Consider the following 25,786-nt stretch of genomic DNA (forward strand, 5'->3'; position numbering starts at 1 on the left):
TCTTAAGCACCATAAGCCAACCACATTAAACTTAGATTACGTTATAAAATAAAATGTACCTGAGTCAAAGACAGTTTAAAAAAGCCTAAACTAAAAAATGCACCTACAGCCTAAGCTATAAGTACATCTGCTATTATTATTAAATTATTATACCATTACTATGAAAATAAAAAGGCTTACTAAAAAATCAGCTCTCCTGGTTTATAGCCATAAGGTAGTTCTTCTTCACTTAAAAACTTAAAATTTTCATCACGTAGTATTGGTAAAAATGCTTCGTATGGTGTTCTTGAAAACTCACAAGCATAATTACTAGCTCCGAACCACTTACCTTCTTTGCTACTTAAATTTAAATTTCTAGCAAATTTTGTACTATTTGAGCAATCATGAACTGCTAAATCCCAATTTTCTTCATCAGCTATATTCATGAATTTCAGAGTTAATTCTCTGCTCCAAGTTGGAGAAATATATCCATGTCTAGAAATATACATGTTTTCCCCATGATAATTGTCTATGTTATTATCATTTAAATGTAGTTCTGCACAATTTATAAAATCTAGGTTTGTGTCTAAAATTGCTTGCTTTTTCTTAAAAAATCCTTCGAAAAACTCAGGAGTCATAGGAGTTTCAATACCTACTTTTTTAATATACTTTTTCGCTATTGCCATATTTTCAATAACCTTATTTGAACAATTAGTGGCACCCATGTTGAAACGTATCTCATCAAGGCCAGCTTCCCCTAATGCTTTCAAAGTCTCTTCTGTGGCTAACATACCATTTGTATATAGGTGTTGATGAATCCCAGCATCACTAAATTTCTTTATAACTGAATAGTATTTTTCAATTTCCATGAAGGGCTCTAAATAAACATAGCATACCCCTGTAGGCTTATTATGGATGGAAAGAAGTAAATCTATATCCTTCTCATAAAACTTTGTTCCTCCGATTTCCCACATACCTTCACCTATAGGCGGCTGATCATTTAATTCTCCATAGTTATAACAAAACTTACACTCTATATTACATTTATTAGTTTTTCTAATAGCGCTGAGTCCTGTCCCCATAAGACATGAACGACACCCCATTGGGAATTTGTTATCTTTCCCTACATAATAAGTTCTATTCCCTAAAGTTTTCAAATCCTTAATTTCTGACATTAACTTATCATTTCTATCATTGATGGCTGCCTCAATTTGTGCAAAGGTAGCGTATATGATTTCTTGTTGTTTTGTCATAACTTCCTCATCCTCTGGCAACATAGCAAAAAATTCAAACCACATCAATGCATCGTTCTTTGAAATTTTCATAAAGTATCCTCCTCAAATTATCTTCCTAAAGATTTAAATCAAATCTTATTACTGTTTCTTTTCACTTAGGCATATTCAAAAAATAAATAAGTCAATCTCCTAGGCTATTTTGAGTGATACGTCGTCAGCAGAACCCTTAGATAGTTCTACTATCTGCGGAACCTGCTTCCTTGTCTAACTCAAAATATCCTTCGCATCTTTGACTTATTATTTATTTTCAGATGCCTTATTCTTTTGCTTTACAATAGCTTATACAATAAAAATATGTTGTATTTTTGATATTTTATCACCTATCATTTACAACATATCTATGATTATACAACATTAACTTACTTATAGTAAAGTTACTTATAGCAAACCCCTTAGTTCTGCGTATTTGTTCAACCCCCTCAAATAAAAAAGTCCCCCCAAACCTATGCTCTGTGTCCCTTGTTAATTTACTTAAACCTATAACACAGTAGATTAATAAAAATGCTTTAAAGCAAAGGAACTTCTATAATTACCTTACCACCACCGGTATCAGATGAGTTTTCTAAAATCAACCTGCCTTTATGCAATTTAGCAATAGAACCAGCTATATAAAGTCCCATACCAAAATGTTTTTTTGAACTTCTACTTGTATCACCCATATAAAATTGTTTTGTAGCTGATTTTAAGCCTTCCTTGGTAAAGCCTTGGCCGCTGTCTGTAATTATAAATCTAAGTTTTTTATCACTACCTAATATATGAAATTTTATTAACCCTCCCTTAGGTGTGTACTCTACTGCATTTGACATAACATTCATAAGACATCTAAAAAGCAATTCCTTATCTAATATACTTTCCTTAGGAATGCTTTCCCGTATACATTCCGTCTTTATCTGTTTTGAAGCTGAAAGAGCAGTTAGTTCACCATAAACCTCTTCAATGAATGGTTCCATACTAGTTTTGTTTAAAACCAATAATATTTCAGATTCTGTTTTAGAGATTTTTGTAAGCAGTAATATATATTGTTCAATTTGATTGGCATTTTTTAAAATAAAATGTGTATAGCTTTGCTGCTCTTCGTCTAGAGTTGTATCACATAAAAGCTCAGTATTGCCTTTCACTATAGTAAGCGGTGTTTTAATGTCATGAGCCAATGCAGATATTTGCTCTCTTCTTGTCTGTTCTAAATTCCACTGCTGCTCCAGTGATTTCTTAAGCTCAGCTTTCATTTCAGAAATTGATAATAGTACATCATTAAACTCTTTTATTCTAGACTTGCCAATATCAAAATTTAAATCCTGCTCTTTAATTTTTTCAGTAGCTTTCATTAAAGGTACTAAATGAGTTTTTAAACTTTTAGCAAAAATAACCGTAACAATTACAGTAGAAATAAGACAACCAAAAACAAGAATTACATATATAAAAGATTCAGGTTTAGGAAATTTTTTATTTAACCACTCCGAATTATAGCTCATCTGCACATAGTATTGTAACACACATGATCCATCTGGCCGTTCAATAAAATAATAACGTTTTGAGCCTAAGTCTCCCCTGGAAATACCCTTTGCATATAATATAGCTTCAGATAAATTATTTTCGTTCATATTTGTTTTTATCACATTAAAATTTTTATCAAAGGAAGCAAAAGAGCATCCTTTGGGAATCATATTTTCCTTTATCTCTGAGACAGATGACAAAACAGGTTTTTCTTGCCTTATAATATTCTCAGAATAATTTGCAGGATATAAAAATTGTGTTTTCATTGCTAAATCTACAAATAATATAATAAAAATAATCACTATAAAGAATGTAGCTATTAATGAAAGCAAATATCTAATAAATACTGCCTTTAGCGTTACAACTTTCTTTTTTATTTTTATCGCCACTTATAACCAATCCCCCAAACTGTTTCTACTGGATTCACATCAAAAACAGAGAGCTTGGCACGGATGTTTTTAATATGTTCAGCAATAGCTGAGCTATCACTTTCTCCATCATATCCAAAAACTTCTTCATATATCTTTTCTTTTGAAAAAACTTGTCCATGGTTTCTAGCCAAATATTCACATATAACATATTCGCTTTTGGTAAAAGGTATTTTTTTATTATCTAGAAAAACTTCCTTAGAGGATAAATTAAATTTTATGTCTGACACTACAAGAAAGCTGTGTTTTTCACGCTGCTCTCTACGGAGATGGGCAGTTATTCTTGCCCTAAGCTCTCCCACACCAAAGGGCTTTGTTATATAATCATCGGCCCCAATTCCAAGACCAAACGTAATATCACTTTCCATAGTTTTTGCAGTAAGAAAAAGAATAGGACAATCAACAATGTCTCTAATTTTCTCACATAGCGTAAAACCATCTATACCTGGCATCATAACATCCAATAAAATTAGATCATATCCAATAAAATCTCCACTGGATAAATTTATTGCATTGTCTACCGTAACAACAAAATGATTATCCTTTAAAAGAACATTTTTTATTAGTATTAAAATATCTTCTTCATCATCAATAACAAGTATTTTAGCCAAAGTATCCTCCCCCTTTTCAAATACAATTATACTGCAAAGTACTATAAAAAATCATTGGTTTCTAAAATTTGATAGCTATTTTCACATCCTATTCTAAAGACTTTCTTCCTTCCCAGAAGGAAAACCAAAATAAAATCATAACTAACGCAGCAAAAGTGGCAATTGCCATAATAATAACTCCTTTTTTTAATTCACCTTGAGCCATATTATAAAGATCTGAATTTGTTTGACTTAGAACCGTATAGTCACAAAACCTCACAGCCCAACTCCAAGGTGTTACCTTCCATATTTTATCTCCAAGTCCCGTAAGCATGATTGCAGAAATCAAGCTTCCCACAATTCCTCCCCCAATTGATGCACCTTTTCCATATCGTAAACTCAAAAATGTATGAAAAATATATAAAATTATATTACCTAAAAGTAGTCCAAAACCTACCTGTACATAGCAGTTAAATGTAAAATTATTTTGCTTTAGAACATACTGAAATCCCATTCCAAAAATGGCTAAAGCTATAGCAATGGAGAAGAGGGACCCTAAAATCAGTAAAATAAGTTTACTAAATAAAGTAGTTCCTCTCCACTTACTACCTGTTAATAATTGTTGGAAGTTTCCTGCCTGTTCCTCTTGTGACACAACCATGCTGCAAATCAATCCAATAAGCAGCGGAAAAGCTATTCCCAAGGCTTGAAAATATGCGGAAGCTTTTTCACTTACATTCCAACTTGAAAAAGAATAATAAGCAAGAAAAACAATTGCTCCTAAGAATGGAATTAAAATATGTATCCATAAAACCGAAGTACGGCGAAGCTTATATAAATCTGCTTTTATATATCGTAATAAAACCATCTTCTATTTCACCTCCTGCTTGCTAAACCAATGTGCTGTTGCAAAGGTAAGAAATACAAAGAATAAAATTGATAAAGCTATTCCAATCCAAATCACATTAGAATTCAAAAGCATATTTCCTCTTTCTGCCAACATTCCATTAGGTAGAATCCTAAGTATTGGGCACATCAGTCTTGTTGTAATACTATAAGGGCAAATCCACCATAATCCTCTGTTTACCATAATAATATTAAGAACAACTCCTGCCAAAGTATTTATAAATATAGTAGGAAAAAGTCCCACTTTTTTTGCAAGAAAAAGACAAAGCGGAATCTGCCACATAGAGGTAATAGCAATAACTACAGCACCTATTATTAGATTTATTATAGGAATAGAATATGCATTGGGCCAGTAAAAACGGCCAGGTAAAACGCCAATACATAGTATCATACAAGAAAGTAAATTAAAAAAGCTAATTAGCAATATTTTTGAAATCCAAAGCTTTTTCAAATTAATAGGGAGACACATTACACCTATATATTTTTGTTTTTTCTGTTCCTTTTGGTGAACAAGAAAAGCTATAAGGGCAATATTACCTGGCAATATCATCATGTACCACCAATTGAAACTGTTAATCACATACCATGAAGGTGATAAATGTCCAAGCAGCACACTAATTATTGGCATAATTATAATAAGTTTCTTTGTAAATGTGTTTTTCAATTTCAGATTTTCAGATCTTAAATAATTTTCCATTTAGTTCACCTACCTTGCATCCCTTGTATTTTTTGCTACAACTTCCATAAAGAGATTTTCTAGATCCTCTCCTGGATTTATTTTACCTTCATATCCTAAAACACCATTAGCAATAATACCAATATGGTCAGCAATCAGCTCTACCTCAGATAAAATATGACTTGATAAAATAACAGTTATTCCTTTCTCAGGGAAAGAGCGTATCAGCTTTCGCAAATCTTGAATTCCTATAGGATCAAGACCATTAGTTGGCTCATCTAGAATCAAAAGCTTAGGATTATTTAATAGTGCAATAGCAATTCCAAGTCTCTGTTTCATACCCAATGAAAATTGACCGGCTAGTTTTTTACCCGTATCTGTTAAATCAACTATCTTTAACACCTCATCGATACGTTTATCTGATAAGTTTAAAAGTATTGTTCTTACCTTTAAATTCTCTCTAGCTGTTAAGTTTTCATAAAGAGGTGGCGTTTCAATAAGTGCTCCTATATTACTTAAATCCTTTCTACTCCATTGATGTTCTGAAAATAATATTTCTCCTGAAGTAGGACGTAATATTCCTGTAATCATCTTTAATGTAGTAGATTTTCCTGCACCATTCGGTCCAAGAAGTCCATATACTGAATTCTCCTTAACAGAAAGAGAAATATTGTTTACAGCCTTCTGCACCTTAAAATCTTTGCAAAGATTTTTTGTTTGTAAAATAAATTTTTCCATATCCATCATCCTTTCTTTTAACTTAAGAATAATGGATAATTTTAAGGATTTTATAAGGATTTAATAACGCTCTCATTTAGTGGTCTATTCTCTAAAATACACTTTTTCACAATATTTTTAGCAATAAGATAGATGGTTGTTTTTCATAGGTATTTAAACTTATATGAAGTTTAGCCACCTATTTTTATTAATAAAATTACTTTATTGGAACGAATTGACAAGGATAGTGGCAGTGATATACTTTAAATAACGAGTGTAAAATAATTACAATACGTAAGGAGGAAAATTATGTTTAAAAGTTATGAGGAGCTTATAAAGTATATTGAAGAAAAAAACATTAGGATTATTGACTTTAAGGTTATAACCCTTGAAGGAAAATGGAATCACCTATCAATTCCAAGGGAGAGATTAAATGAAAGGTTATTTACAGATGGTATAGGGTTTGATGGGTCAAGCTATGGGTATTCATCTATAGAAAATTCAGACATGTGTTTTATACCAGATTATACAACTGCCTTCATAGATTCTTATTGTAAAGAGAATACCTTAAGTATGATAGGAAACATATATACCGTAGGAAACGTTGAGGAAAGATTTTCTGGAGATCCACGGTATATTGCTGAAAAAGCAAATGAATATCTTAAAGTAACTAATATAGCAGATGAGTTTGTTATAGCACCAGAGTTTGAGTTTTATATCTTTGATAATATGGGATATGAAATAAGCAATAAACATCAAGAGGTTACTATTAACTCTAATCAAGCTTATTGGAGTAGCAATAAAAAAGAAGATAATGGATATAAGGTACCATTTCAAAAAGGATATCATGTAGGGTTGCCTAATGATACAGATAATGATTTGCGAAATAGAATGATTTTGAAGCTTGAAGAAATGGGAATTAAGGTTAAGTATCATCATCATGAGGTTGGAGCAGCAGGGCAGCTAGAAATTGAAGTGGAACTAGATAATATGCTGCATATGGCAGATGGAACCATGATGGCCAAATATGTTATAAAAAATGAAGCTGTGGCAGATGGTAAGACAGCTACCTCTATGCCTAAACCACTATATAATGAAGCAGGTAGCGGTATGCATATTCATATGCTGCTTAAGAAAGATGGACATAATTTATTTTATAATGCAGAGGGTTACTCAAAGTTAAGTGATGAGGCACTATATTTTATTGGAGGAGTATTAAAACATTCAAAAGCACTCCTTGCATTTACAAATCCATCAACGAATTCTTATAAGAGACTTATTCCGGGATTTGAAGCGCCCGTATCAATATGCTTTGCAACAGGTAATAGAAGTTCAGTTATTAGGATTCCAGGCTATGTAAAGGACCCAGAAGTACGAAGATTTGAGTTTAGACCATCAGATGCTACCTGTAACCCATACATTGCATATTCAGCTATTTTAATGGCTGGAATTGACGGTATTAAAAATAAAATTAATCCCACAAAGGAAGGTTTTGGGCCATTTGACGTAAATGTGTTTGATTTGCCAGAGGAAGAAAAAAATAAAATAGGAGCTCTTCCAACATCTCTAGATGAAGCTTTGAAGGAATTAGAAAAGGATTATGAGTTCTTACTACCAAATGGAGTATTTGATAAGTATTTTATAGATAACTGGATAAATATTAAACGTGGAGATATAGCAAGGATAAGAAATGTACCTTGCCCAATTGAATTTGAATTATATTATGATTTGTAAAAGGTGATGGAAGCTTTAAATAAAACTGTATTATTTAAAAGGATATGAAGATGATTAATTTCATCTCATATCTTTTTTGGGGTCACAGAAGACCTTTTTGAAGTAAAATATAAATTTTCCAATTACAATATGGTAACCTTACAGACATCTTTATTTAACATCATTTCTGCTTCCCAATTTATTCAGCATGACACGGTTTAATTTTTCACCATAAAAATCGGTCCATTTTTTCGTATCACGCAAAAACTCATCGCAAAAACCGGCCACATCTTCACCTGTGACTTCAAGAACATGCTTGCCCTCCGCTGCACTTATTTCAAACAACTCTAACAATTCCTGCTGAGTTTTCAACATATCAGACCCATCTCCACCTGCGAAACTCCACATATATTCATGAATTTTTTCAAATACAAACTTATAGTCTTCTGGTAGCTCTTCTGACCTTGCCATTTGGTCTTTATACTCTTTTTTGTCACCAAACATTTTTTTGATTAGCTTCACCATGGTTATTTCTCCTCCTTATTAAACTTTTCTGCAATCTCTTTATTTAGTTTTTCTCGTTTAGTTTCAGTATTTGTAATATAAGCACTCATAAACTCATCACTGAAACTATCCACGTCACTACCAATAACCTCAATAACCTGTCTGCCTTCTGTCGCACTAGATTCAAATAAATCTATCAAATCCGTAAACATGGTCATATTCTCAAATATGGTCATGTCAACGTTAATTGAGCCAACTGTATATATATAATTTTGAATTTTACGAAATGCAAAATTATAATCCTTTGGCAGTGCATCCACCCTTTTCATCATTTGTTTATAAGCTCGTTTATCATCAAGATCACCTATAATAAGTTTAATAATAGAATCAAACATCTTTTCCTTCCCCCTTTAATTGGTTAATTTTTGTTGAAACAAATTCCCATTTTCTCCAGAACTTCTTAAGTTCCTCACGTCCCGCCTCATTAAGAGTAAAAAACTTTCTTGGAGGCCCCATATCTGATGGCTTTTTCGTTGTTTCCACCAATTTATTTTTCTCAAGTCTCACCAAGATGGTATACACAGTTCCGTCTACAACATCTGAAAAACCAAGGGCATTCAGCCTCCTTGTAATTTCGTAACCATATATTTCTTCATGGCTGATTATTTCAAGAACACAGCCTTCAAGTACACCTTTTAACATTTCAGTTATATTTTCCATTGGTATCACCTCTCACTATATAGTATCACTTGTATTAAGTAATACTTACTACTTCTATATAGTATCACTAAGTAGTGGCAGTGTCAATATAGTATGTTTACCTCATAAAGGCTAGGTTATTATTATATTTAATAGTATAACTGTTATCATCTTCTACATTTACACTACTAGTTATTAGCTCTGTATATTTTCACCTATGCCAAAATAGGAATAGGTACCCCCTTATAACTTTCACAAATTCATCACAAATACAACAATGTTTATTCAAAAACACAAGATATTATATACACATAAAACATTTATAAAATTTGTTTAAAGATTAGTAGATAATTCTTATACCCTATAGTGAAATTATCTATCTCACCTATTAACAAAAATTAAAGGAGGATTTGGAAAATGTCTAAGAAAAAGAAAATTAGGGGTTATATTCAGATTTTTTTCTTCGCACTTATTGCACTTATAGCAGTAAATCACACACTGGCAGAATCAGGAAAAGGTATTGCTTTTCTATCCTCTGCATCTTTACATGCACTATGTCCTTTTGGAGGTGTTGTAACAATTTATCAATATGCCACAACGGGAACTTTCGTTAAGAAAATTCATGAGTCTTCATTCATACTGATGATAATTGCTTTCATACTGGCTGTTGGCTTTGGTCCTCTATTCTGTGGATGGATATGTCCTCTAGGAACAATCCAAGAATATATAAGTAAAATAGGAAGAAAAATATTTAAGAAAAAACATAATCATTTTATACCATATAAATATGATAAATATTTGAGATTTTTAAGATATATTGTTTTGTTATGGGTTGTATATGTGACAGCTATAACTGGAAAGATAGGCTTCTCTGATATTGATCCTTACTATAGTCTATTTAATTTTTGGACAGGCGAGGTCGCTATTGGCGGACTTATAGTGCTTATGATAACATTACTTGCCTCACTTTTTATTGAAAGACCTTGGTGTAAGTATGCTTGCCCTTATGGAGCTGTTCTCGGGATATTCAATTTGTTTAGACTTTTTAAAATCAAGCGAAATCCTAAAACCTGTGTATCCTGCAGCGCTTGTGACAAATCATGTCCTATGAATATTCAAGTTTCCAATGTTGAAAGTGTAAGAAATCATCAATGTATATCTTGTATGAAATGCACTTCTGAAGAGAGCTGTCCTATAGAGAATACAGTAATCTTTTCATCTGAAGGAGGCAAATAATTATGAAATTAAATTCAAAAGTTATAGGGGTTATACTGATTATAGTTTTATTTGGTGGGATAGGTATTTCTAAAGGATTAAATCTTTGGCATACTGAGACAACCAAAGAACCTGCTAAATTTAAAAGTGGTGAATTTGCAGGAAAGAATGATCCTGCAGATATAAGAGGTTCATACACCTTTGGAGATATTAATAATTCTTTTGATATACCTGTTGAAGATTTAGCAAAAGCCTTTGGTATAAATAATATTGAAAATATTGAGTCTTTCGCAGTAAAAGATTTAGAAAATATATATGCTAATTTAGGAGAAAATATTGAAATTGGAACTGCTTCTGTTAAATATTTTACAGCTCTTTATTTAAATTTGCCTTATGAAATAGATGAAGAGGTCTATCTTCCAGAACCCGCTGTAAACATTATAAAAATGCAAAATAAAATAAATGAAGAACAGAATAATTATCTCAGCAGCCATACCATTGATATTTCAAATATAAAAGCTGAAAACAATTCTGCAGAGCATATTTCAAGTGATACAGAAGAAATGAAAGTTAAAGGAAATACTACCTTTAAAGAAGTTCTGGACTGGGGTGTTTCAGAAGAAGCTATAGAAACAATTATTGATGCAAAACTACCTGATACAGTTATGACTATAAAAGACTACTGCGCAGAAAAAGAAATTGAATTTTCTATAGTAAAAACAGCTATACAGCAAAAAATAGATGAAGCAAAATAGAATTGCCACCTATATTGTAACGACTAAATATTTATCCTTCAAGTATGTTATTACCATGATTTGGCTATAATATACTTACATATTAAATTGTAAAAGAACTGAGCCTGTAAATATTTTTGTGTATTCTGATTTTCCTTCTTGGAAATACAGAGTACGAAGTTAAGTTTATAGCATATACATTGTGTCTAAACATGTATATTATTGTAATATTTATTTTCCTTATCCATGTATATTCTAGCCATAGATTCGCTAGAATATACATGTTAAAGATTTTTAAGAGAGAATCCTAATCATAATTTTATGTTAGGGTTCTTTTTCTATGCTCCTGGGTTTAATATGTCACTGAATACTATCTTAAGCTGGCTGATTGCCAAGTCCCAGTCTTTATATTGTCTGGTCCACTTTCTTTCAATACGTTCAACGGCAAGATATAACATCTTTAATAGACTATCGTCATTTGGAAATATGAGTTTTGTTTTTGTTACTTTTCTAAACTGACTATTTAAACTTTCAATTACATTTGTCGTGTAAATTATCTTTCTGATATTACTCGGGAATGCAAAGAAAGTACTTAAGTTATCCCAATTATCTTCCCAGCTCTTAACTGCATTAGGATATTTCTTATCCCACTTATCTTTTAGAGACATTAGGTTATTCATTGCACCCTCTTCATTTACAGCAGTGTAAACAGTCTTTAAATCTGATACAAAAGCCTTACGGTCTTTGTAAGGTATATACTTCATACTTGATCTAATTTGATGTATTATACAGCGTTGTATTCTAGCAAAAGGATATACAGCGCCAATTGCTTCTTTAAAGCCGGTTAGGCCGTCAATGCAGAATATAAGTACGTTCTGAACACCTCTGTTTTTGAGGTCATTTAAGACGGAGAGCCAGAATTTACTGCTCTCATTAGCACCAACCCAGATACCTAACACTTCTTTAATACCATCCATGTTCACGCCAACTACGACGTAGGCTGCCTTTACAACAATCTGTTTTTCTTCTCTAACTTTGTAATGGATAGCATCCATAAACACAAATGAATAGGTGCTTTCTAGCGGTCTGTTTTGCCAATCAGATACTAGTGGTAATATTCTATTAGTTATATTAGAAACAGTTTCTGCACTGACATCAATACCATAGAGCCCTTTTACTTGCTCCGCAATATCTCTTGTCGTCATACCTGTAGCATACAATGACAATATTTTCTCCTCGATACCATTAGCACTTCTTTGATGTTTTGCTATTATTTTAGGATCAAATTCTCCATTTCTATCTCTTGGCACATTAATTTCTACAGGACCTAACTCGGTCTTTACTGTTTTCTTTGAGTAGCCATTCCTGCTATTCTCGACTGATTTGTCAGTATAATCATACTTTCCATATCCAAGAGCATCATCCATTTCAGCCTCTAATGATTCTTGTAATACTTCCCTAAACATATCTTTTAATGCAGATAAAATGTCATTTGTGTTACTAAAATTCTGCTCCTTAATGTATTCTCTTAATAATTCTTTCGACATATTTGACATATAAAAACTCCTCCTTGTAATAATTTGTTATTTAAATTATTTCCAAGAAGGAGTAGGTTTTATTCAGTTTACACAAAGTTTTTTACAGAGCCAAAGAACTTTGATGTTGGTATTCTAACCTTAAGGTTCTTTTTTTATGCTCCTTTTGAAAACACATCACTAAATACTATTTTTAATTGATTAATCACCAAATCCCAGTCTGTATAATTTCTAGTCCATTTTAAATGTATTTTTTCTGTAGCTAAATATAACATTTTAAATAAACTTTCATCGTTAGGGAATATAAGTTTTGTTTTAATTACCTTTCTAAATTGATTATTCGAGCTTTCTATAACATTCGTATAATATGATGTCAAACTCAACAGTAATTAAAATGCCTTAAATAGAAAAAACCTCATTGAATTATTACTTTCAATGAGGATTTTTACAGAAGTTTATTTTAATCTCATCATTTATATATAATAAAACACTAAGTGTGCTTCCTTTTTTAAAGCTACTTTTAAAACTTTTTTAATAGGATCTAATAGATCTTCATTTTCCCCATCAATAAGGCCCATCACTTTATCAATATCATGATTTTTAACATAATTCCCATTTAAAATCACCTTTAATTTAGAATTCTCATCAATAAATGAATTAACTTCGTTAATATCAATATTGAATTTCCCTACATTTCTTTCATTTAATAAGCTTACAATTTTCTTATCAATAGAGATAACTACGTTTTCTTTTTCTAAAGTGCTGTTTCCTTTAAGATATCTACTTATTAAAGATTTATTATATTCTTTCATCAACTGTTCAAACTCATTGAAACTATCTGTATTTAATAAAAATATTTTTTTCACTAATTTAATCCTCCAATAGCATCCTTAGCCTTTTCTTCTATTTCACTAGCACTTTTATCTAAGATAACAAGTTCTGTTCCCATTTCCTTTAATTTTTCCTCAAATTCGGTTCTTTTCTCTTCAGCTACCTCTAAGTAATCTTTACTTACTACTATTACTGACTTATAAGGTCTACCACTTTCACTTCCAGCAGTATGATGCCCAGTTACTTGATCAATCATATGTTCTTTTTCCTGGCCTTTTTCAATGCACTTCATCTGACTGCTTATGTAGCTACTATTTCCTATTTTACTTTCTATATAAAGATTTTCCCCTTCTTTAATATCAACATTTCCAAGTTTAATATCTTTTTTTGCATTTTCACAGGTAATATCTATATTTGTCTTTTTACCCTCTCCGGCATCTACCTGTTGCTCTCTATCTAATATGTTTTCAAATGAATCTGATAACCCCTCTTTTAAAACTGCCTCCATTAAATCTCCCTTAAATCTAGCAATTTTATTTCCAACATTCCTTAAAATTTCTTCAGCTTTTTCTGGATTTTCCTTAATACTTTGAAGATCATTTAAGATAGATTTCTCTGTTGCAAGTAGCTTATTATATATCTTTGGGTACTTTTCTGCCAATTCCATTAACTGCTCCTCAGATAGATTATCTAAAATATTATATACTTTATCCTCTATATTGGTATCATCAGCTTCAATAGCTTCTAAATCTCTACCCTGAATATCCTTTGCATTTAATATTAGAGCATTATCTTCTATAGATATGTCGCCCTTTTCTGTGGTTTCTGGTTTGAATTCTACTTCTTGCTTTTCTATTTTAACTTCTAATAATTCCTCAATATTTCGGCTATCATTTATAGGAGAGAGTTTTTCTTCTTTGAAGAAGGAAAATAGTTTATTTATATTATCATTTAAACTAACTTCTTTATTAGGCACTTCTTTGAACATTGTTTCCACTACATATACCTTCTTCCTTCATATAACTTAAGCCAATTATCAAATACAAGTCTTTCAGAATCCTCTCCAACTATTACTCCATAAGCAAGGATATTTTTTAATATTTCAAGACTTACTTCCTTTTCAATGCCATAGATTTCATCCATTTTAATGCAGAAATCAATAGTCATATCATCTAAGTCACGAGATCTTGATAAATCTTCATATCTAATGTTAAAATCAATTACATTTCTAATAATCATAGTTAGATTTTTATTATTTTCTTTACTTAATAATTCTGGGTTTTTATTCTTAATTACTTCATGAACAAATTCTTTTAGCTTTTCTTTCACAATAGGGTTTTTCATTTCATTTTCTATAAAGATTTCTAACTCATCACTTTCACTTCTTGTTAACTTTAATTCTTCACCAGTAGTTTTTGAAGCTAATAACTCTATTAACTTCTTTTTCCCTTTATTTAAGGCTTTGTAACTATTTTTCTTATAAATGAATTTCTCTTCGCCATTAAATCTGTCTATTTTACTTAGTACAGGTTCTAACCAATTATTTTGGAATACAACCCCAACTCCTCTTCGAAGTCTAGCCATTTCAAATATTTGATTTTCTGTAAGTAATGCTGATTTTCCAACTAAGATTCTATCTTGTTCATCTGGCAATCTTAGTAATATTTTTGTATTGGTATTTCTAATAGCAGATTGATCTAGTATTCCTGGCGCTTGATCTACTATAACAAAACCTTCACCAAAGGCTCTCATCTCCGCTATTCCATTAGATATCATTTCAACCGACTTACCTTGAATATTACTTCCTTCTGAAGAAGATGATGATTCCCTCCTTAGAAGATTATGAGCCTCTTCTAAAACCGTTAGATGTTTTAATTTATTAGTAAACTCATTTTTGCTCATATTATACTCATAAAGTTTCAAAAAAATTATTCCCATCATCAATGATTTAGTTTCTACTGATCCTACTCTACTTAAATCTACTATTACATTTTCATCAAATAGTTCCATTGAATTAATCTCTTGTCCATTTAATGTTTCACCTATTAATCCATTAGTTAAGCTTTTTACCCTTGTAACTAAAGATCCTATATAATTACTCTTTAACTCTTGTGAATAGGCTGATTCGTCAATTATCTTAGGAAGCACTTCCAATAATGTGTCAAAGGAAGGGAAAACCTGATTTTTAGAAGAAATTGAATACTTAAGATCCCATCCTACTCTTTTATAGCTCTCTTCCACAGCTTCCTTTAATATTGCTGGCATTGCAGCATATAGTGGCCAACATGCACTAAATATCTCTATTAGTCTATCAATGTGCTCAAGAATATGAATCTCCTTTGGGAATGCAAAAGGATTTACTTTTAACATGTTAGTTACTAATGGATTAGTACCATATATTTTAAATCTATCTTTTTCTCCAAAGAAATTCTTATACTCACCTTTTGCTGGTTCAACTATTAAAACTTTAACATTATTTTTAATAACCTCTTGTATTAATTTACAACAAGTATTAGTCTTTCCTGAACCAGTTGACCCTGTAATAAATGTATGCATAGTAAGACTATCCAAATCTAATTCAACTTCACTATCTTCCTCAACACCCATATGAAAAATGTTACCTAATTTTATTTTTCTTCCGTTCTCCTTTTCATAGGTTGCTATATTTCTTGAGAATGGAGTGAAATTCATAGCAGGTATGCCTGGAATTGATTTATAAGGAAATGTAGTTCCTCGTGCTAATTCTCTACTGTTTATTAATGTAGTTGATGATACTATACTGTTTTCTTCATCTTTAAAAAGTGGATGTTCAAAAGACTTAATACATTCCTTTACCATATTAAAGTTTTTGTTTCCATCTTCCCAAACATTTATAAAACTTTTCTCAACCCCAGAATTTTCTCCTTTAACAAGCCCCATGTAAGTACTTGCTGCCCTATATACAGCATCCTTATTGTTGGATAAAAAGTATACTCCAAAATTAAATAGTCCAACATCCTCTGATTGTGATATTCTCTCTAATGCAACTTCTATTCTTTTTAACAACTCATCAATACTCTTATTTTCACTTTTAAAAGAGTAAGTTCTACCCACTCCAGTTGTAGACCCTTTAGTATCTGTATCAACCTTATTAGTTGATTTTGATGTTCCTTCAGAATCGCTATTACTAGAAGTATCTGTTTTTCCTTTTGTACTAGCTTTACTATAGTTTGCAGTAACATTAGTACTAAATACGTCTCCTAATTTGAACCCTGCTGATACACTTCCCCCTACTGTATCAGTTTTACTTTCACTATAGCTTACCCCTGTGGTTTTTGTTTTAGTATTAGTAACTGTATCAGTTATTCCACTAGCTATACTTTTAGATATATTCTCACTTTCATTTTCATTAAAGGAAAAATCAGTGGTTTTAAAAGGAGTTAAAAGGGTATAGATATCTTCATATCCCTTTCTAACCTCCCTTAAATTTTCACTATTTATTGAACTAGCTAAAGCTACTATAGTAAATTCCTCTCCAAGCATTGAATCAACAAACTTTTCTATACCTTGTATATTTACATTAAGCTTATCTGATTTTTCCTTAGGTAAAGTTACTAATGCTGCTAAGTTATCAAATCTTTTATTAAATAACTTATTGTTAATTAACGGTTGTACCTCATTGTTAAAAATATTTTCAAGCTCTATTCCTGGGAAATTACCTTTCAACCCATTTTCTAAAGTATCTTTACCAATAGCTGTTTCATCTTTACCTTTAACAGCTAAATATATCTCTATTTTATTTCCATCACTATGTATAACATAACCATAGGTAGCTTCTAAACCATTTAATGCTGTCAAAACTGATACAAGCTTTTCTACACAATCTTCCTCTTCATTGTAAACAAACTTATTTAGCTTTAACAATCTTAAACACTTATTAGTACTTTCTATAGTTGCTATGTTTTCTTTTAAACTAATATCCTTCAAGTATTCCTTAAAAAATAGTCTTTCAGCACTTAATAATGCTTCTTCTAATTCCCTTTTATCTCTAGCTTCCTCCATAATTCCTCCAATTATATATCTATCCTATTTCTTCTAAAAAAATCATTATCTTTATTAGTTGTTGGGTCAGAATTGTTTTTTATATTATTTCCATAATTAGGATTACTACTAATAATACTAGTCCTATTATTATCCATGTTCCCAAGGATTGTTTTTTTTTTGCTACCTTCCTTGTTTCAGATTGTACATTTATATTCTTTTTATTTACCTCTGTTTTGGGGTTTACCTGTGGTGTTTTATTAATTTTCCTTTCATTATGTTTAGTACTCAAATAATTAGCTACTTCAAGAAAATGTAGAAATCTTTCCTTTGAATAATTCAGCATTAACTCTGTTTGAACACTATCTTGATAATCATAGGTCCATTGATAATTATTTAATCTTTCAACATTACCATTTAACTTTTCAAATACTTCATTTTCTTCAGCTATTCTTATCAATCTTTCTATAGCATTCTTATTTGTACTTTCCCATATCACTGTGTTAGTTAAAAAACCCCTTGGGTAAGCTAAATCCCCCTTTAATAGCTCCTGTCTAAAGTCATTTTCTAATTTATCCATATTACACCTCTAAATTTCGATTATTCTTTCAAGCTTATCTATTACATCATTCAATCTATTTTCAACTTGTATATCAGATGAAATGGCCACTTCTAATTCTGCAACATTATGTGCTAACGCTTTCATATTTTCCATATTTTCGCTTATCTTGTTATCAAAAACATTAAAGTTTTCTATAAGTACCTTTTTAACAAAATCCTTTTCCTTGTTTGCATTGGCTGACATTTCAGTAGATATATATTGAAATTTAGTTGCTATATCCTTAGTAAATATTTTAATTTCTTCTTTATCTATAACATTAATATCCTTATATTTTGTTACTTCTATTGTCTTTGGTTTCCACACTTTAAAAAATCCAAGAAAACCCTCTCTTTCTGGATTTTTAACTATATCACTATAAGACTCACTCTTTGTAACAGTTTTATCATTTAAGAATTCAGTGTAACTTGGTAGAGAAACATTTACTAACTGGCTAATCTCTGTATCAATTCCTTTAATATCATTTATCACTATTTGAAGAGATTTCTTGTATTTTTCAATGAGGCTTGTACCTACTTCGTGTATTTCAACTTTTATAAATCTTTCATACTCAGTTTCTAAATCTATTTTTAAATCCATAACTTTCTCATTTACTTTTTTTAAATGATTCAAAGCAACTTTTTTATCAACGTATCTAGGTTTCTCTTCAACAGTTTTGTTATTTCTGTTGAAAAAACTTGAAATTGATAAATTACTACCTTCTCCAACTTCCTTTTCTTGTAAACTATCCGTTAATTGTTGAACAGTCCTTACTTCAGCATTAATTCTATTTATTACTTTAGTAAAGCTATTTCCAAATCTAATATTATTTATTTCCATTTCTAAGTTATTCTTAATGTCTTTATTACTTAGAATTTCTTCTACTTTTCTTATGCTTTCTTTTATTTTTTCTCTTTCTTCTTGACCCTTTTGGATTGACTCCATTAACTTTTTTTTTAGGTTTTGTGCATCTATTGTATTTTTACATTCCTCAACTATTTCCCCAACTAACTTTACAGTTTTATGTTGATTTATTATATCAATAATATTTTTTTCTAGTGATGCCACACCACTAAGAATAAATGCTTGTTTTAATATATCTTCATTTTCCTTCGCTTCCTCATACTCTTGCTCAATCTCTGCTTTTAATCTTTCATCATATATGGATGCTTTATAGAATTCATAATATTCATCCTCTTCAATTAAGGAATAAATACTATTTAATAATATTTTATCTTTTTTAGATAATTTATTAGCCTCTTCCATTCTTGTTAATAAAGCGTGAGAAGCAGAGATGAAATGTATTCTTGGGTTTAGGACACCGCACTCTTCAATGAAATTAATACTATCTTCTATTATACTATCTACACTGCCCTCTTCATCTTCGCTAATACCATCACATTTATTTACAACAAATAAGAATCTATCGGAATCAATCTTTCCATTTTCCTTTATTTCATCAGCAATTATTTTAATTAAACTCTTAACAGCATCTGAAGTCTGATCATCACATTTCATTAAAAATAGAATAATTGGCTTTTCTGAACCTTTTAAATACTCCATAGTTACTTTTTTGTGTCCTTCATTCATTGCATTATTAGGGCCTGGAGTATCTACAATTTTGGCATTAGTGACATTTAATAATCCTTGAATTCTTCCAATGATATCGATGGTTTTTACGTCCTCATCACTGTTTAACTCCTTCAATTTCTCTAAGTTTACTTCCTCTTTACAAGGTTTCCCATTTTTATTTATAATTTTAAACTTTGAAGCATCTTTATCATTAAATAAATTCACAATTGTAGCGGTACATGCCCTTTGAGCAGATGGCATAACCTTATCTCCAATAAATGCATTTATCAATGTTGACTTACCTGAACTCATTGGTGCTACAACAGCTATCTCAATATTCTTATTTAATGCTTTTTCTATTTTCTCTGTTAACTGAGCATCATTAAACTCTTTAATATTGCTTTTCTTCAATATTTCTAGTAACGCTTGCACTTCTGCTCTTCTTTCAAGATTTCTAATTATCTTATCTTTTTTAATTGATAAGTTATAATTTCTTTTTATATTAGATATCTTTATTAAATTTGAAAGTTCTTCAAAATCATACATTGAACCATTAAAGGTTATTTCTATAGATTTGTTATTTAATTCATTAACTAAATCTTCAATAAATGCTTCTCCAAACTGATATACATACAAGTCCTTATACTTTTCTAAAGAACTTTTCTCCTTGTACTCCTTACCATTTACGGATATTATATTTTCTCTAATATATGGATTACAATTTAATGTTACTTTCATTTATGTCTTTCCCCCTAGTTCTTATATCATATATGTAAATTATTTTTTCCTTTTGTTTTTATTTCTATTTATTAATAATAATCCTATTACTCCTACGGCAACGCATCCAGCTATAATAGCGTTTTTCTTCATTTTCTCATCATTAGATATATCTTTCAGATTATAATTTTCTTCATTACTATCTGAAGTACTATTAATTGTATATGTTACTTCAGGTTTTTTTTTCATATTCTCAAGATGATAATCTTTATATAACTCCTTGAGAATTTCATATTTCTTAAAAGAATAATTTAACATCAATGCTGTGCTTACTCTATCAATATATGCTCCAAGTGATTCATTTTCATTTTTCTTAAGTTCTTGATTATTATCTTCCTCAAAAATATTACTCTTCATTACCATCTCTTCAAGGGAATCTATTGTTTCCTTATCTTCATTCCAAAGAAGTGAATTAACTAAAGTTGCTTTTATTTCTGGCGCGTTATTTTCTCCTATAGATTTTTTCATTTGTTTAATAACATTATTATTCATTCTATTACTCCTTAATTAATACAAATTTCTAAATAATACTTTAGAAATTACATATATTTTTTTTGCATATTATTTATCTCTTTAATCATTTGGTCAACAAACTGTGATTGCCATATGACTTTTATATTCTTCCCATGACTTAATATACACATAATTATTTTCTCGTCAAAATCCTCTATCTTTTACAAAGGTAACATGTGTAAATAACCTATATATTATCTATACAACATTCTCATCTTTTCAATAGTTTCCATCATTTCTTCCCTAAATTTATCTGAACCTAGAACCTCTACCGAATCTCCCTGGCTCAAAAGCCACATTTTTATACCTTTACCAAATAATTTAGCCTCTACTAAATATTCTCCTTGTTTTTCCTTTACTACTTTAGCATTAGGTAACCTATCTAAAACTGCCTCGATGGATCTACCTGTAAATCTAAACTTTACTCTTTCTAGTTCTCCTGTTTGCATAAATTGAATTAACTTTCTAAACTCTCCATCTTGAAATCTTTTACTATAATCTACTTTATATTTTTTATCAGTAATGATTAAATCTTTAATTCTGTCTACTCTATAAATAGTAGGGTATTCATAGCTTTTTCCTTCAATAAAAGCTATGAGGTAAAAATAATACTCTGAAAATAACAATCCCTGTGGATATACAGTTCTTTTGGAAACATCCCCTTGTATTTGACCATCTATACCCAACTTACAATACTCAATGTCTAATATTTTCTGTTCTTTTATGGCATTGCTAATTTGCCATAACTTGTCTAAAAGCTCCTTATCATGTTGCGGTGAAACATAGTTCACTAATTCATTTCCAATAATTCTTTTAATATTATCTTTATCTTCACTTATACAATTTTCAAGAAGCTTGTCTAGCATATCTTTTATCTCGGCCTTTACAAAACCTCTACTCTCTAAAAGCACTTTAGAAATTGCTAAAACTTCCTTTTCATTGAGATTCTTTTCATTCTCACTTATAAGAATATATCCACCTTTTGCTCTATCTGCTATTAGTTGACCATTAAACTCTCCATCTACAAAATTCTTTATATCTTTTATATATCTATAAAAAGTTCTTTCATTAATATTAAATTTATCTATTATATCATTCTTTCTAACTACTTTTCCTTCTTTTAATTGATTATAAATAAATAATAATGCATCTGCTCTAAATCTTTCCATATTAAACACATTTACCCTTCTTCAATCTTTTTACCTTTTGTCTATTAATTATACATATATCCTTAAAATTCCTTCTTTTTTTCATTTTTTTCTTATACATTTCTACATCAGCCTTTTTTATTAAATCATTGATAGACATTTCCTTTTGTATTTCTTTGCTATATTCATAAAATCCATAACTCAAACTTAAGTTATAACTATCACTACTCTTATTAATCTCTTCTATGTTTTTACAAATTCTGTACCATGCTTTATTAGCTTCTTTCATTGTTGTTTTAGGAAATACTACTAGAAATTCATCTCCTCCTATTCTAATTACAAAGTCAGTTTCTCTAATACTTTCTCTTAGAATTTTTGTTACAATTATTAAAGCATTATCACCTTCTTCATGTCCAAAGGTATCATTTATCATCTTCAGTCTATCTACATCAACAAAACAAACAACAAGATTTTTATCATTGGGTTTTGATAAATCAAATTCTTTACCTAATAATTCTAAACCTGATCTTCTATTTAGTACCCCAGTCATAGCATCTGTACTTGCATAATAGTTTAATTTTTCTTTTTCTAAATATAGTCTTTTTAACATACCATCCTTCTGCCTTAAACTTTTAATAAGTGTTTCTTTGTCCATATTTTCATAATTCACTTAATACCCCTACCCCCAATATTTACATCTCATAAACTTTAATTTTATTATATACTCTTGTAATGACATCTACTGTCAGTGTAAACTATAAAAATAAAAATTATCCATAATGCAAAAGAGCCAAAGTTTTACCTTAAGCTCTTTCTATAAGATCATTTAATTAATATAACCTTACTTAATTACAACTTCTATCTCAGTCCCATCAATCAAAGTTACAATAATCTGCCTCCCACATTTCTTTATCTATTATTGCTGGGTGGCTATCCTCTACATAATACTGTGGAACTTCTCCATTATTCTCTGCTCTTTTCTTTGTTAGAAAATCTACTGTATATGTCTTTTGCAGCAGTGCATCACCTTTGTACTTCTCATTGCTTAGCATACTTCTTATGGTGCTTTCATACCACTTACTCTTCCTATTCCAATTCTGTATACCTTCTTCCTCAAATTCCCTAGCTATTCTATTTGACCCTTTTCCATCAAGGTGGTCTCTATAGATTCTTCTTACTATTTTAGCCTGTTTTTCATTTATTATAAGATTACCTTCTTCATCTTTATCATATCCTAAGAATTTAGTATGGTTTACTACTACCTTACCTTGTTCAAATTTTCTACGTATACCCCATGTTGAATTTTCACTTATACTTCTTGACTCGTCTTGAGCCAAGCTTGCCAAAATAGAAATTAATACCTCGCCTTTCCCATCTAGGGTGTTTATATTTTCCTTTTCAAAAATAACTCCAACTCCAAGTTCTTTAAGAGCTCTTACATAATTTAAACAATCCAAAGTATTTCTTGCGAACCTTGATATGGATTTTGTTATAATCATATCTATCTTTCCAACCTTACATGCCTGTATCATTTTATTGAACTTTTCTCTCTTTTTAGTGTTTGTACCACTTATCCCTTCATCTGCAAATATCCCGGCAAGTTCATAGTCTTGGTTACTGTTTATAAAAGTTGTATAGTAATTAACCTGTGCTTCATAGCTTGATAACTGTTCCTATGCAAGCACTCTTTCCATTTTTAATATAGTTGCTACATCGCCATACTATCTTTTGGCAGCTAAGCTTACTGTTTCAGGTTCTTCTTTTCAATGTTGATCCACATTTACTGCAGTAAAGCATTCCTGTTAGTGGATACCTCTTTGTGTATTTATTAGTATCTCCCTCATTATTTCCTTTAGCTTTAGACCTTGTTCTAATTTCTTCTTGAGCCTGCTGCCACATCTCTCTTGAGATTATAGGTGAATGGTTATCTTCAATGTAGTAGCTATCAATAACTCCTTTATTCCTTACCGAACCTTTAGTCATTACATCAAATAATTCTCTATTTGACTGTGCATGTAGTTCATGGAAAATAACTGAATATAAGCTTCAGCTGATAGCAACTGGTAGAAGCTATTGGTTGGTTTATACACTAGTCTTTTCATTGACATCATTGGTTTAATTCTTTTCTTTAATGCTGGGCATTGCTCCACCATTACCACCGCAACATCAAATACTATGGATGCTTGCTGTCTATCAGGAAGCACAGCCATTAGCAAGAACTTGCCTCTGTCAATCTCTACATGCACCGCTGGTTGTAGTATTAATCCCTACTTCCTTCCCTTGATTTAAATAGGTTTCAAACTTACTGCCAAAGAGAGTTGTTGGAGCTAAGTATTCCTGGAACTTAGTACCTGTCCATCTTATTTTCATATTGTCTATAACAGTCCTAAAATCCTCCACTGTGAAACCATCTTGAAACTTTGCCTTAATTAGACTAAGTGTTACCTTTGTATCACTTTTAAACTTCTTTCCTGTTTGCAAGTTCAAATAATCTATTATCTCAAAAGCCCCTTTCTTCAGAAAGGCTAGATTATTATTATATTTAATAGAGGAATCTTTAGTAGAGGGATTATTTGTTGTGGACTCACACTGACACCCCTTAAGGTTTCCATCTATACCCTGAAGGTTTTCATCCCCACTATAGGAATTTCCATCTACAGTATCCTTGTTTTCATCTACACTCTTTAGATTATTAATTTCCTCTAAATTATCGCAAATAGAAGCCTTTTTTATTTTATTACTGTTATCATCTTCTATATTTACACCACTAGTTATTAGCTCTGTATATTTTTCACCTATGCCAAAATAGGAATACGTACCACCTTCTCTTATAACCTGGTGGGTAAGTACTCCTGCATCTCTTAATTTAAAAAATCTAGATTGCACAGTGCATTTTTTCATATTTAATATAGGTAACTCCCTCAAAACTCCATCATAGCGAATCCAATAATAAACTTGTCCATCTATAATTTTAACCTTCATCCCCTTAGACTCTTTAAAATCAATAAAATACCTAAGGATAGTTGCATCCAAAGTATCAAGGCCCAACTGAACTAACTTCTCTTGTCTAAAACCCATAATTGTATATTTCATAATGATCTCCCCTTAAAATATGTATTTTTCCCCTCGAAACCCATTCAAATAGTATATATGCAATTTTGAAATTTATTTACACTTATTTTAAAATAATTTTAAAATTTTGTTCTACTTTAGAAATTTTAAGATACAGTTATGTTTTATTTCATTGTTGAAGTTCTTCTCACATCTAATTTTAAACATAAATAAAATAACTTTCTTGAATTTTTAGTTAAAAATCGTACTGAAATTCGCATTTCCTCTAGGAGCCTCAAATCCAGTCATACCTAAGCTTTGAACCCTCCAAGAACATAAGAACATAAAAACATAAAAACATTGTGATTCTCATAATTTATTTAAACTTTTATATCTATTAAACTTTTTAAAGAGTCAGGCAGTAGTAACTATGATAAAATTTAAAGTCTGTATTAAAAAAAGAGCTGCCTCAAAATTTAATTTTGAGACAACTCTATATTTTTTAATTTAACTATTCTATTAACTAAAAGAAGCTACAATTTAAATGTACCATATATGCCTACGGTGAATTACTGTGGGATATTTCTGATGGAGGAACGACTGATGTTCCTATAACCCCAACGTCTATAACTATTTCTAGAATATAAAATTCATCCTTATACTGACTTCCATTGTTTGCAACTTGTCGGAATTTCCGACAAGTTATATTAGCTGTTTGTCTCTTGAAATATTTAAAACCCGGTAAGTAGACTAGGGAATCACTACCCTAGCCCCTCTTAGAACCGTACGTG

At 30.6% G+C, this 25,786-nt stretch carries 24 protein-coding genes and 2 pseudogenes; 3 read left to right on the plus strand and 23 right to left on the minus strand.

All coding sequences use genetic code 11. The features are described 5' to 3' along the window. Positions 1-179: 179 nt before the first annotated feature. The 6 genes from RSD37_RS02495 to RSD37_RS02520 all read right to left on the minus strand — a co-directional run bounded on the left by RSD37_RS02495 (position 180) and on the right by RSD37_RS02520 (position 6,106). Positions 180-1,304 (minus strand): radical SAM protein, encoded by a 1,125-nt coding sequence (locus RSD37_RS02495; protein WP_346945117.1) that lies wholly within the window; start codon positions 1,302-1,304, stop codon positions 180-182. Positions 1,305-1,780: 476 nt separating this feature from the next. Continuing rightward, positions 1,781-3,157, minus strand: a complete 1,377-nt coding sequence (locus RSD37_RS02500; protein WP_346945118.1) for a sensor histidine kinase — start codon at positions 3,155-3,157, stop codon at positions 1,781-1,783. After that, on the minus strand, positions 3,148-3,807 hold the full coding sequence (locus RSD37_RS02505; RefSeq protein ID WP_346945119.1) for a response regulator transcription factor: 660 nt from the start codon (positions 3,805-3,807) through the stop codon (positions 3,148-3,150). Before RSD37_RS02505 ends, RSD37_RS02500 begins: the two co-directional genes overlap by 10 nt. Positions 3,808-3,895: 88 nt before the next feature. Further along, positions 3,896-4,654, minus strand: coding sequence for a lantibiotic immunity ABC transporter MutG family permease subunit (locus RSD37_RS02510; RefSeq protein WP_346945120.1), 759 nt, complete (start codon positions 4,652-4,654; stop codon positions 3,896-3,898). Positions 4,655-4,657: 3 nt separating this feature from the next. Continuing rightward, on the minus strand, positions 4,658-5,389 hold the full coding sequence (locus RSD37_RS02515; protein ID WP_346945121.1) for a lantibiotic immunity ABC transporter MutE/EpiE family permease subunit: 732 nt from the start codon (positions 5,387-5,389) through the stop codon (positions 4,658-4,660). Between the two features lie 9 nt (positions 5,390-5,398). Beyond that, complete coding sequence (locus RSD37_RS02520; RefSeq protein ID WP_346945122.1) at positions 5,399-6,106, minus strand: lantibiotic protection ABC transporter ATP-binding protein; 708 nt, start codon at positions 6,104-6,106, stop codon at positions 5,399-5,401. A gap of 288 nt (positions 6,107-6,394) precedes the next feature. Between RSD37_RS02520 and glnA the strand changes: the two genes are divergently transcribed. Beyond that, positions 6,395-7,819 carry a type I glutamate--ammonia ligase gene (glnA, locus tag RSD37_RS02525; protein WP_346945123.1) on the plus strand — a complete coding sequence of 475 codons (1,425 nt, stop codon included), beginning with the start codon at positions 6,395-6,397 and terminating at the stop codon, positions 7,817-7,819. A gap of 150 nt (positions 7,820-7,969) precedes the next feature. On the opposite strand, the gene RSD37_RS02530 is transcribed toward glnA, so the two are convergent. From RSD37_RS02530 to RSD37_RS02540, 3 genes are read right to left on the minus strand one after another with little or no spacing between them, the layout of a single operon-like run. Continuing rightward, positions 7,970-8,323, minus strand: a complete 354-nt coding sequence (locus RSD37_RS02530; RefSeq protein WP_346945124.1) for a DUF1048 domain-containing protein — start codon at positions 8,321-8,323, stop codon at positions 7,970-7,972. A 2-nt stretch (positions 8,324-8,325) separates the two neighbouring features. Next, positions 8,326-8,697 (minus strand): DUF1048 domain-containing protein, encoded by a 372-nt coding sequence (locus RSD37_RS02535; protein ID WP_346945125.1) that lies wholly within the window; start codon positions 8,695-8,697, stop codon positions 8,326-8,328. Continuing rightward, positions 8,690-9,022, minus strand: a complete 333-nt coding sequence (locus tag RSD37_RS02540) for a PadR family transcriptional regulator (RefSeq protein ID WP_346945126.1) — start codon at positions 9,020-9,022, stop codon at positions 8,690-8,692. Before RSD37_RS02540 ends, RSD37_RS02535 begins: the two co-directional genes overlap by 8 nt. A gap of 396 nt (positions 9,023-9,418) precedes the next feature. On the opposite strand from RSD37_RS02540, the gene RSD37_RS02545 reads away from it, so the two are divergent. Next, complete coding sequence (locus RSD37_RS02545; RefSeq protein WP_346945127.1) at positions 9,419-10,237, plus strand: 4Fe-4S binding protein; 819 nt, start codon at positions 9,419-9,421, stop codon at positions 10,235-10,237. Positions 10,238-10,239: 2 nt separating this feature from the next. Continuing rightward, complete coding sequence (locus RSD37_RS02550; protein WP_346945128.1) at positions 10,240-10,971, plus strand: hypothetical protein; 732 nt, start codon at positions 10,240-10,242, stop codon at positions 10,969-10,971. 317 nt (positions 10,972-11,288) lie between these two features. On the opposite strand, the gene RSD37_RS02555 is transcribed toward RSD37_RS02550, so the two are convergent. The 14 genes and pseudogenes from RSD37_RS02555 to RSD37_RS02620 form a co-directional block, all read right to left on the minus strand. Next, positions 11,289-12,506 carry an IS256 family transposase gene (locus RSD37_RS02555; protein WP_346945129.1) on the minus strand — a complete coding sequence of 406 codons (1,218 nt, stop codon included), beginning with the start codon at positions 12,504-12,506 and terminating at the stop codon, positions 11,289-11,291. Between the two features lie 134 nt (positions 12,507-12,640). After that, the gene (locus RSD37_RS02560) at positions 12,641-12,868 is read right to left on the minus strand and encodes a transposase (RefSeq protein WP_346945130.1); all 228 of its coding nucleotides are present in this window, start codon (positions 12,866-12,868) and stop codon (positions 12,641-12,643) included. Between the two features lie 90 nt (positions 12,869-12,958). Continuing rightward, a complete protein-coding gene (locus tag RSD37_RS02565) occupies positions 12,959-13,351 on the minus strand; it encodes a hypothetical protein (protein ID WP_346945131.1) in 393 nt (130 codons plus the stop codon). After that, positions 13,351-14,313, minus strand: a complete 963-nt coding sequence (locus tag RSD37_RS02570) for a hypothetical protein (RefSeq protein ID WP_346945132.1) — start codon at positions 14,311-14,313, stop codon at positions 13,351-13,353. The genes RSD37_RS02565 and RSD37_RS02570 overlap by 1 nt, the downstream gene beginning before the upstream one ends. Next, complete coding sequence (locus RSD37_RS02575) at positions 14,313-17,357, minus strand: DUF87 domain-containing protein (protein WP_346945133.1); 3,045 nt, start codon at positions 17,355-17,357, stop codon at positions 14,313-14,315. Before RSD37_RS02575 ends, RSD37_RS02570 begins: the two co-directional genes overlap by 1 nt. 79 nt (positions 17,358-17,436) lie before the next feature. Next, the gene (locus RSD37_RS02580; RefSeq protein ID WP_346945134.1) at positions 17,437-17,916 is read right to left on the minus strand and encodes a hypothetical protein; all 480 of its coding nucleotides are present in this window, start codon (positions 17,914-17,916) and stop codon (positions 17,437-17,439) included. Between the two features lie 9 nt (positions 17,917-17,925). Beyond that, positions 17,926-20,244 carry a dynamin family protein gene (locus RSD37_RS02585; RefSeq protein WP_346945135.1) on the minus strand — a complete coding sequence of 773 codons (2,319 nt, stop codon included), beginning with the start codon at positions 20,242-20,244 and terminating at the stop codon, positions 17,926-17,928. A 39-nt stretch (positions 20,245-20,283) separates the two neighbouring features. Next, the gene (locus tag RSD37_RS02590; RefSeq protein ID WP_346945136.1) at positions 20,284-20,775 is read right to left on the minus strand and encodes a hypothetical protein; all 492 of its coding nucleotides are present in this window, start codon (positions 20,773-20,775) and stop codon (positions 20,284-20,286) included. Positions 20,776-20,990: 215 nt separating this feature from the next. Then, on the minus strand, positions 20,991-21,965 hold the full coding sequence (locus RSD37_RS02595) for a WYL domain-containing protein (protein WP_346945146.1): 975 nt from the start codon (positions 21,963-21,965) through the stop codon (positions 20,991-20,993). Between the two features lies 1 nt (position 21,966). After that, on the minus strand, positions 21,967-22,614 hold the full coding sequence (locus tag RSD37_RS02600) for a GGDEF domain-containing protein (protein ID WP_346945137.1): 648 nt from the start codon (positions 22,612-22,614) through the stop codon (positions 21,967-21,969). Positions 22,615-22,843: 229 nt separating this feature from the next. Continuing rightward, positions 22,844-23,569: pseudogene (locus RSD37_RS02605) on the minus strand (recombinase family protein); the annotation flags it as partial. Between the two features lie 124 nt (positions 23,570-23,693). Then, on the minus strand, positions 23,694-23,927 hold the full coding sequence (locus RSD37_RS02610) for a recombinase family protein (RefSeq protein WP_346945147.1): 234 nt from the start codon (positions 23,925-23,927) through the stop codon (positions 23,694-23,696). Continuing rightward, positions 23,913-24,152 (minus strand): annotated as a pseudogene (locus RSD37_RS02615) (terminase large subunit); the annotation flags it as partial. The gene RSD37_RS02610 and the pseudogene RSD37_RS02615, both read right to left, overlap by 15 nt. Before the next feature lie 21 nt (positions 24,153-24,173). Next, positions 24,174-25,037 carry a conserved phage C-terminal domain-containing protein gene (locus RSD37_RS02620; protein ID WP_346945138.1) on the minus strand — a complete coding sequence of 288 codons (864 nt, stop codon included), beginning with the start codon at positions 25,035-25,037 and terminating at the stop codon, positions 24,174-24,176. Between the last annotated feature and the right edge of the window lie 749 nt (positions 25,038-25,786).

Origin of the sequence: Clostridium sp., assembly GCF_036646415.1 — a bacterium.
In the GTDB taxonomy this organism is placed as follows: domain Bacteria; phylum Bacillota; class Clostridia; order Clostridiales; family Clostridiaceae; genus Clostridium_J.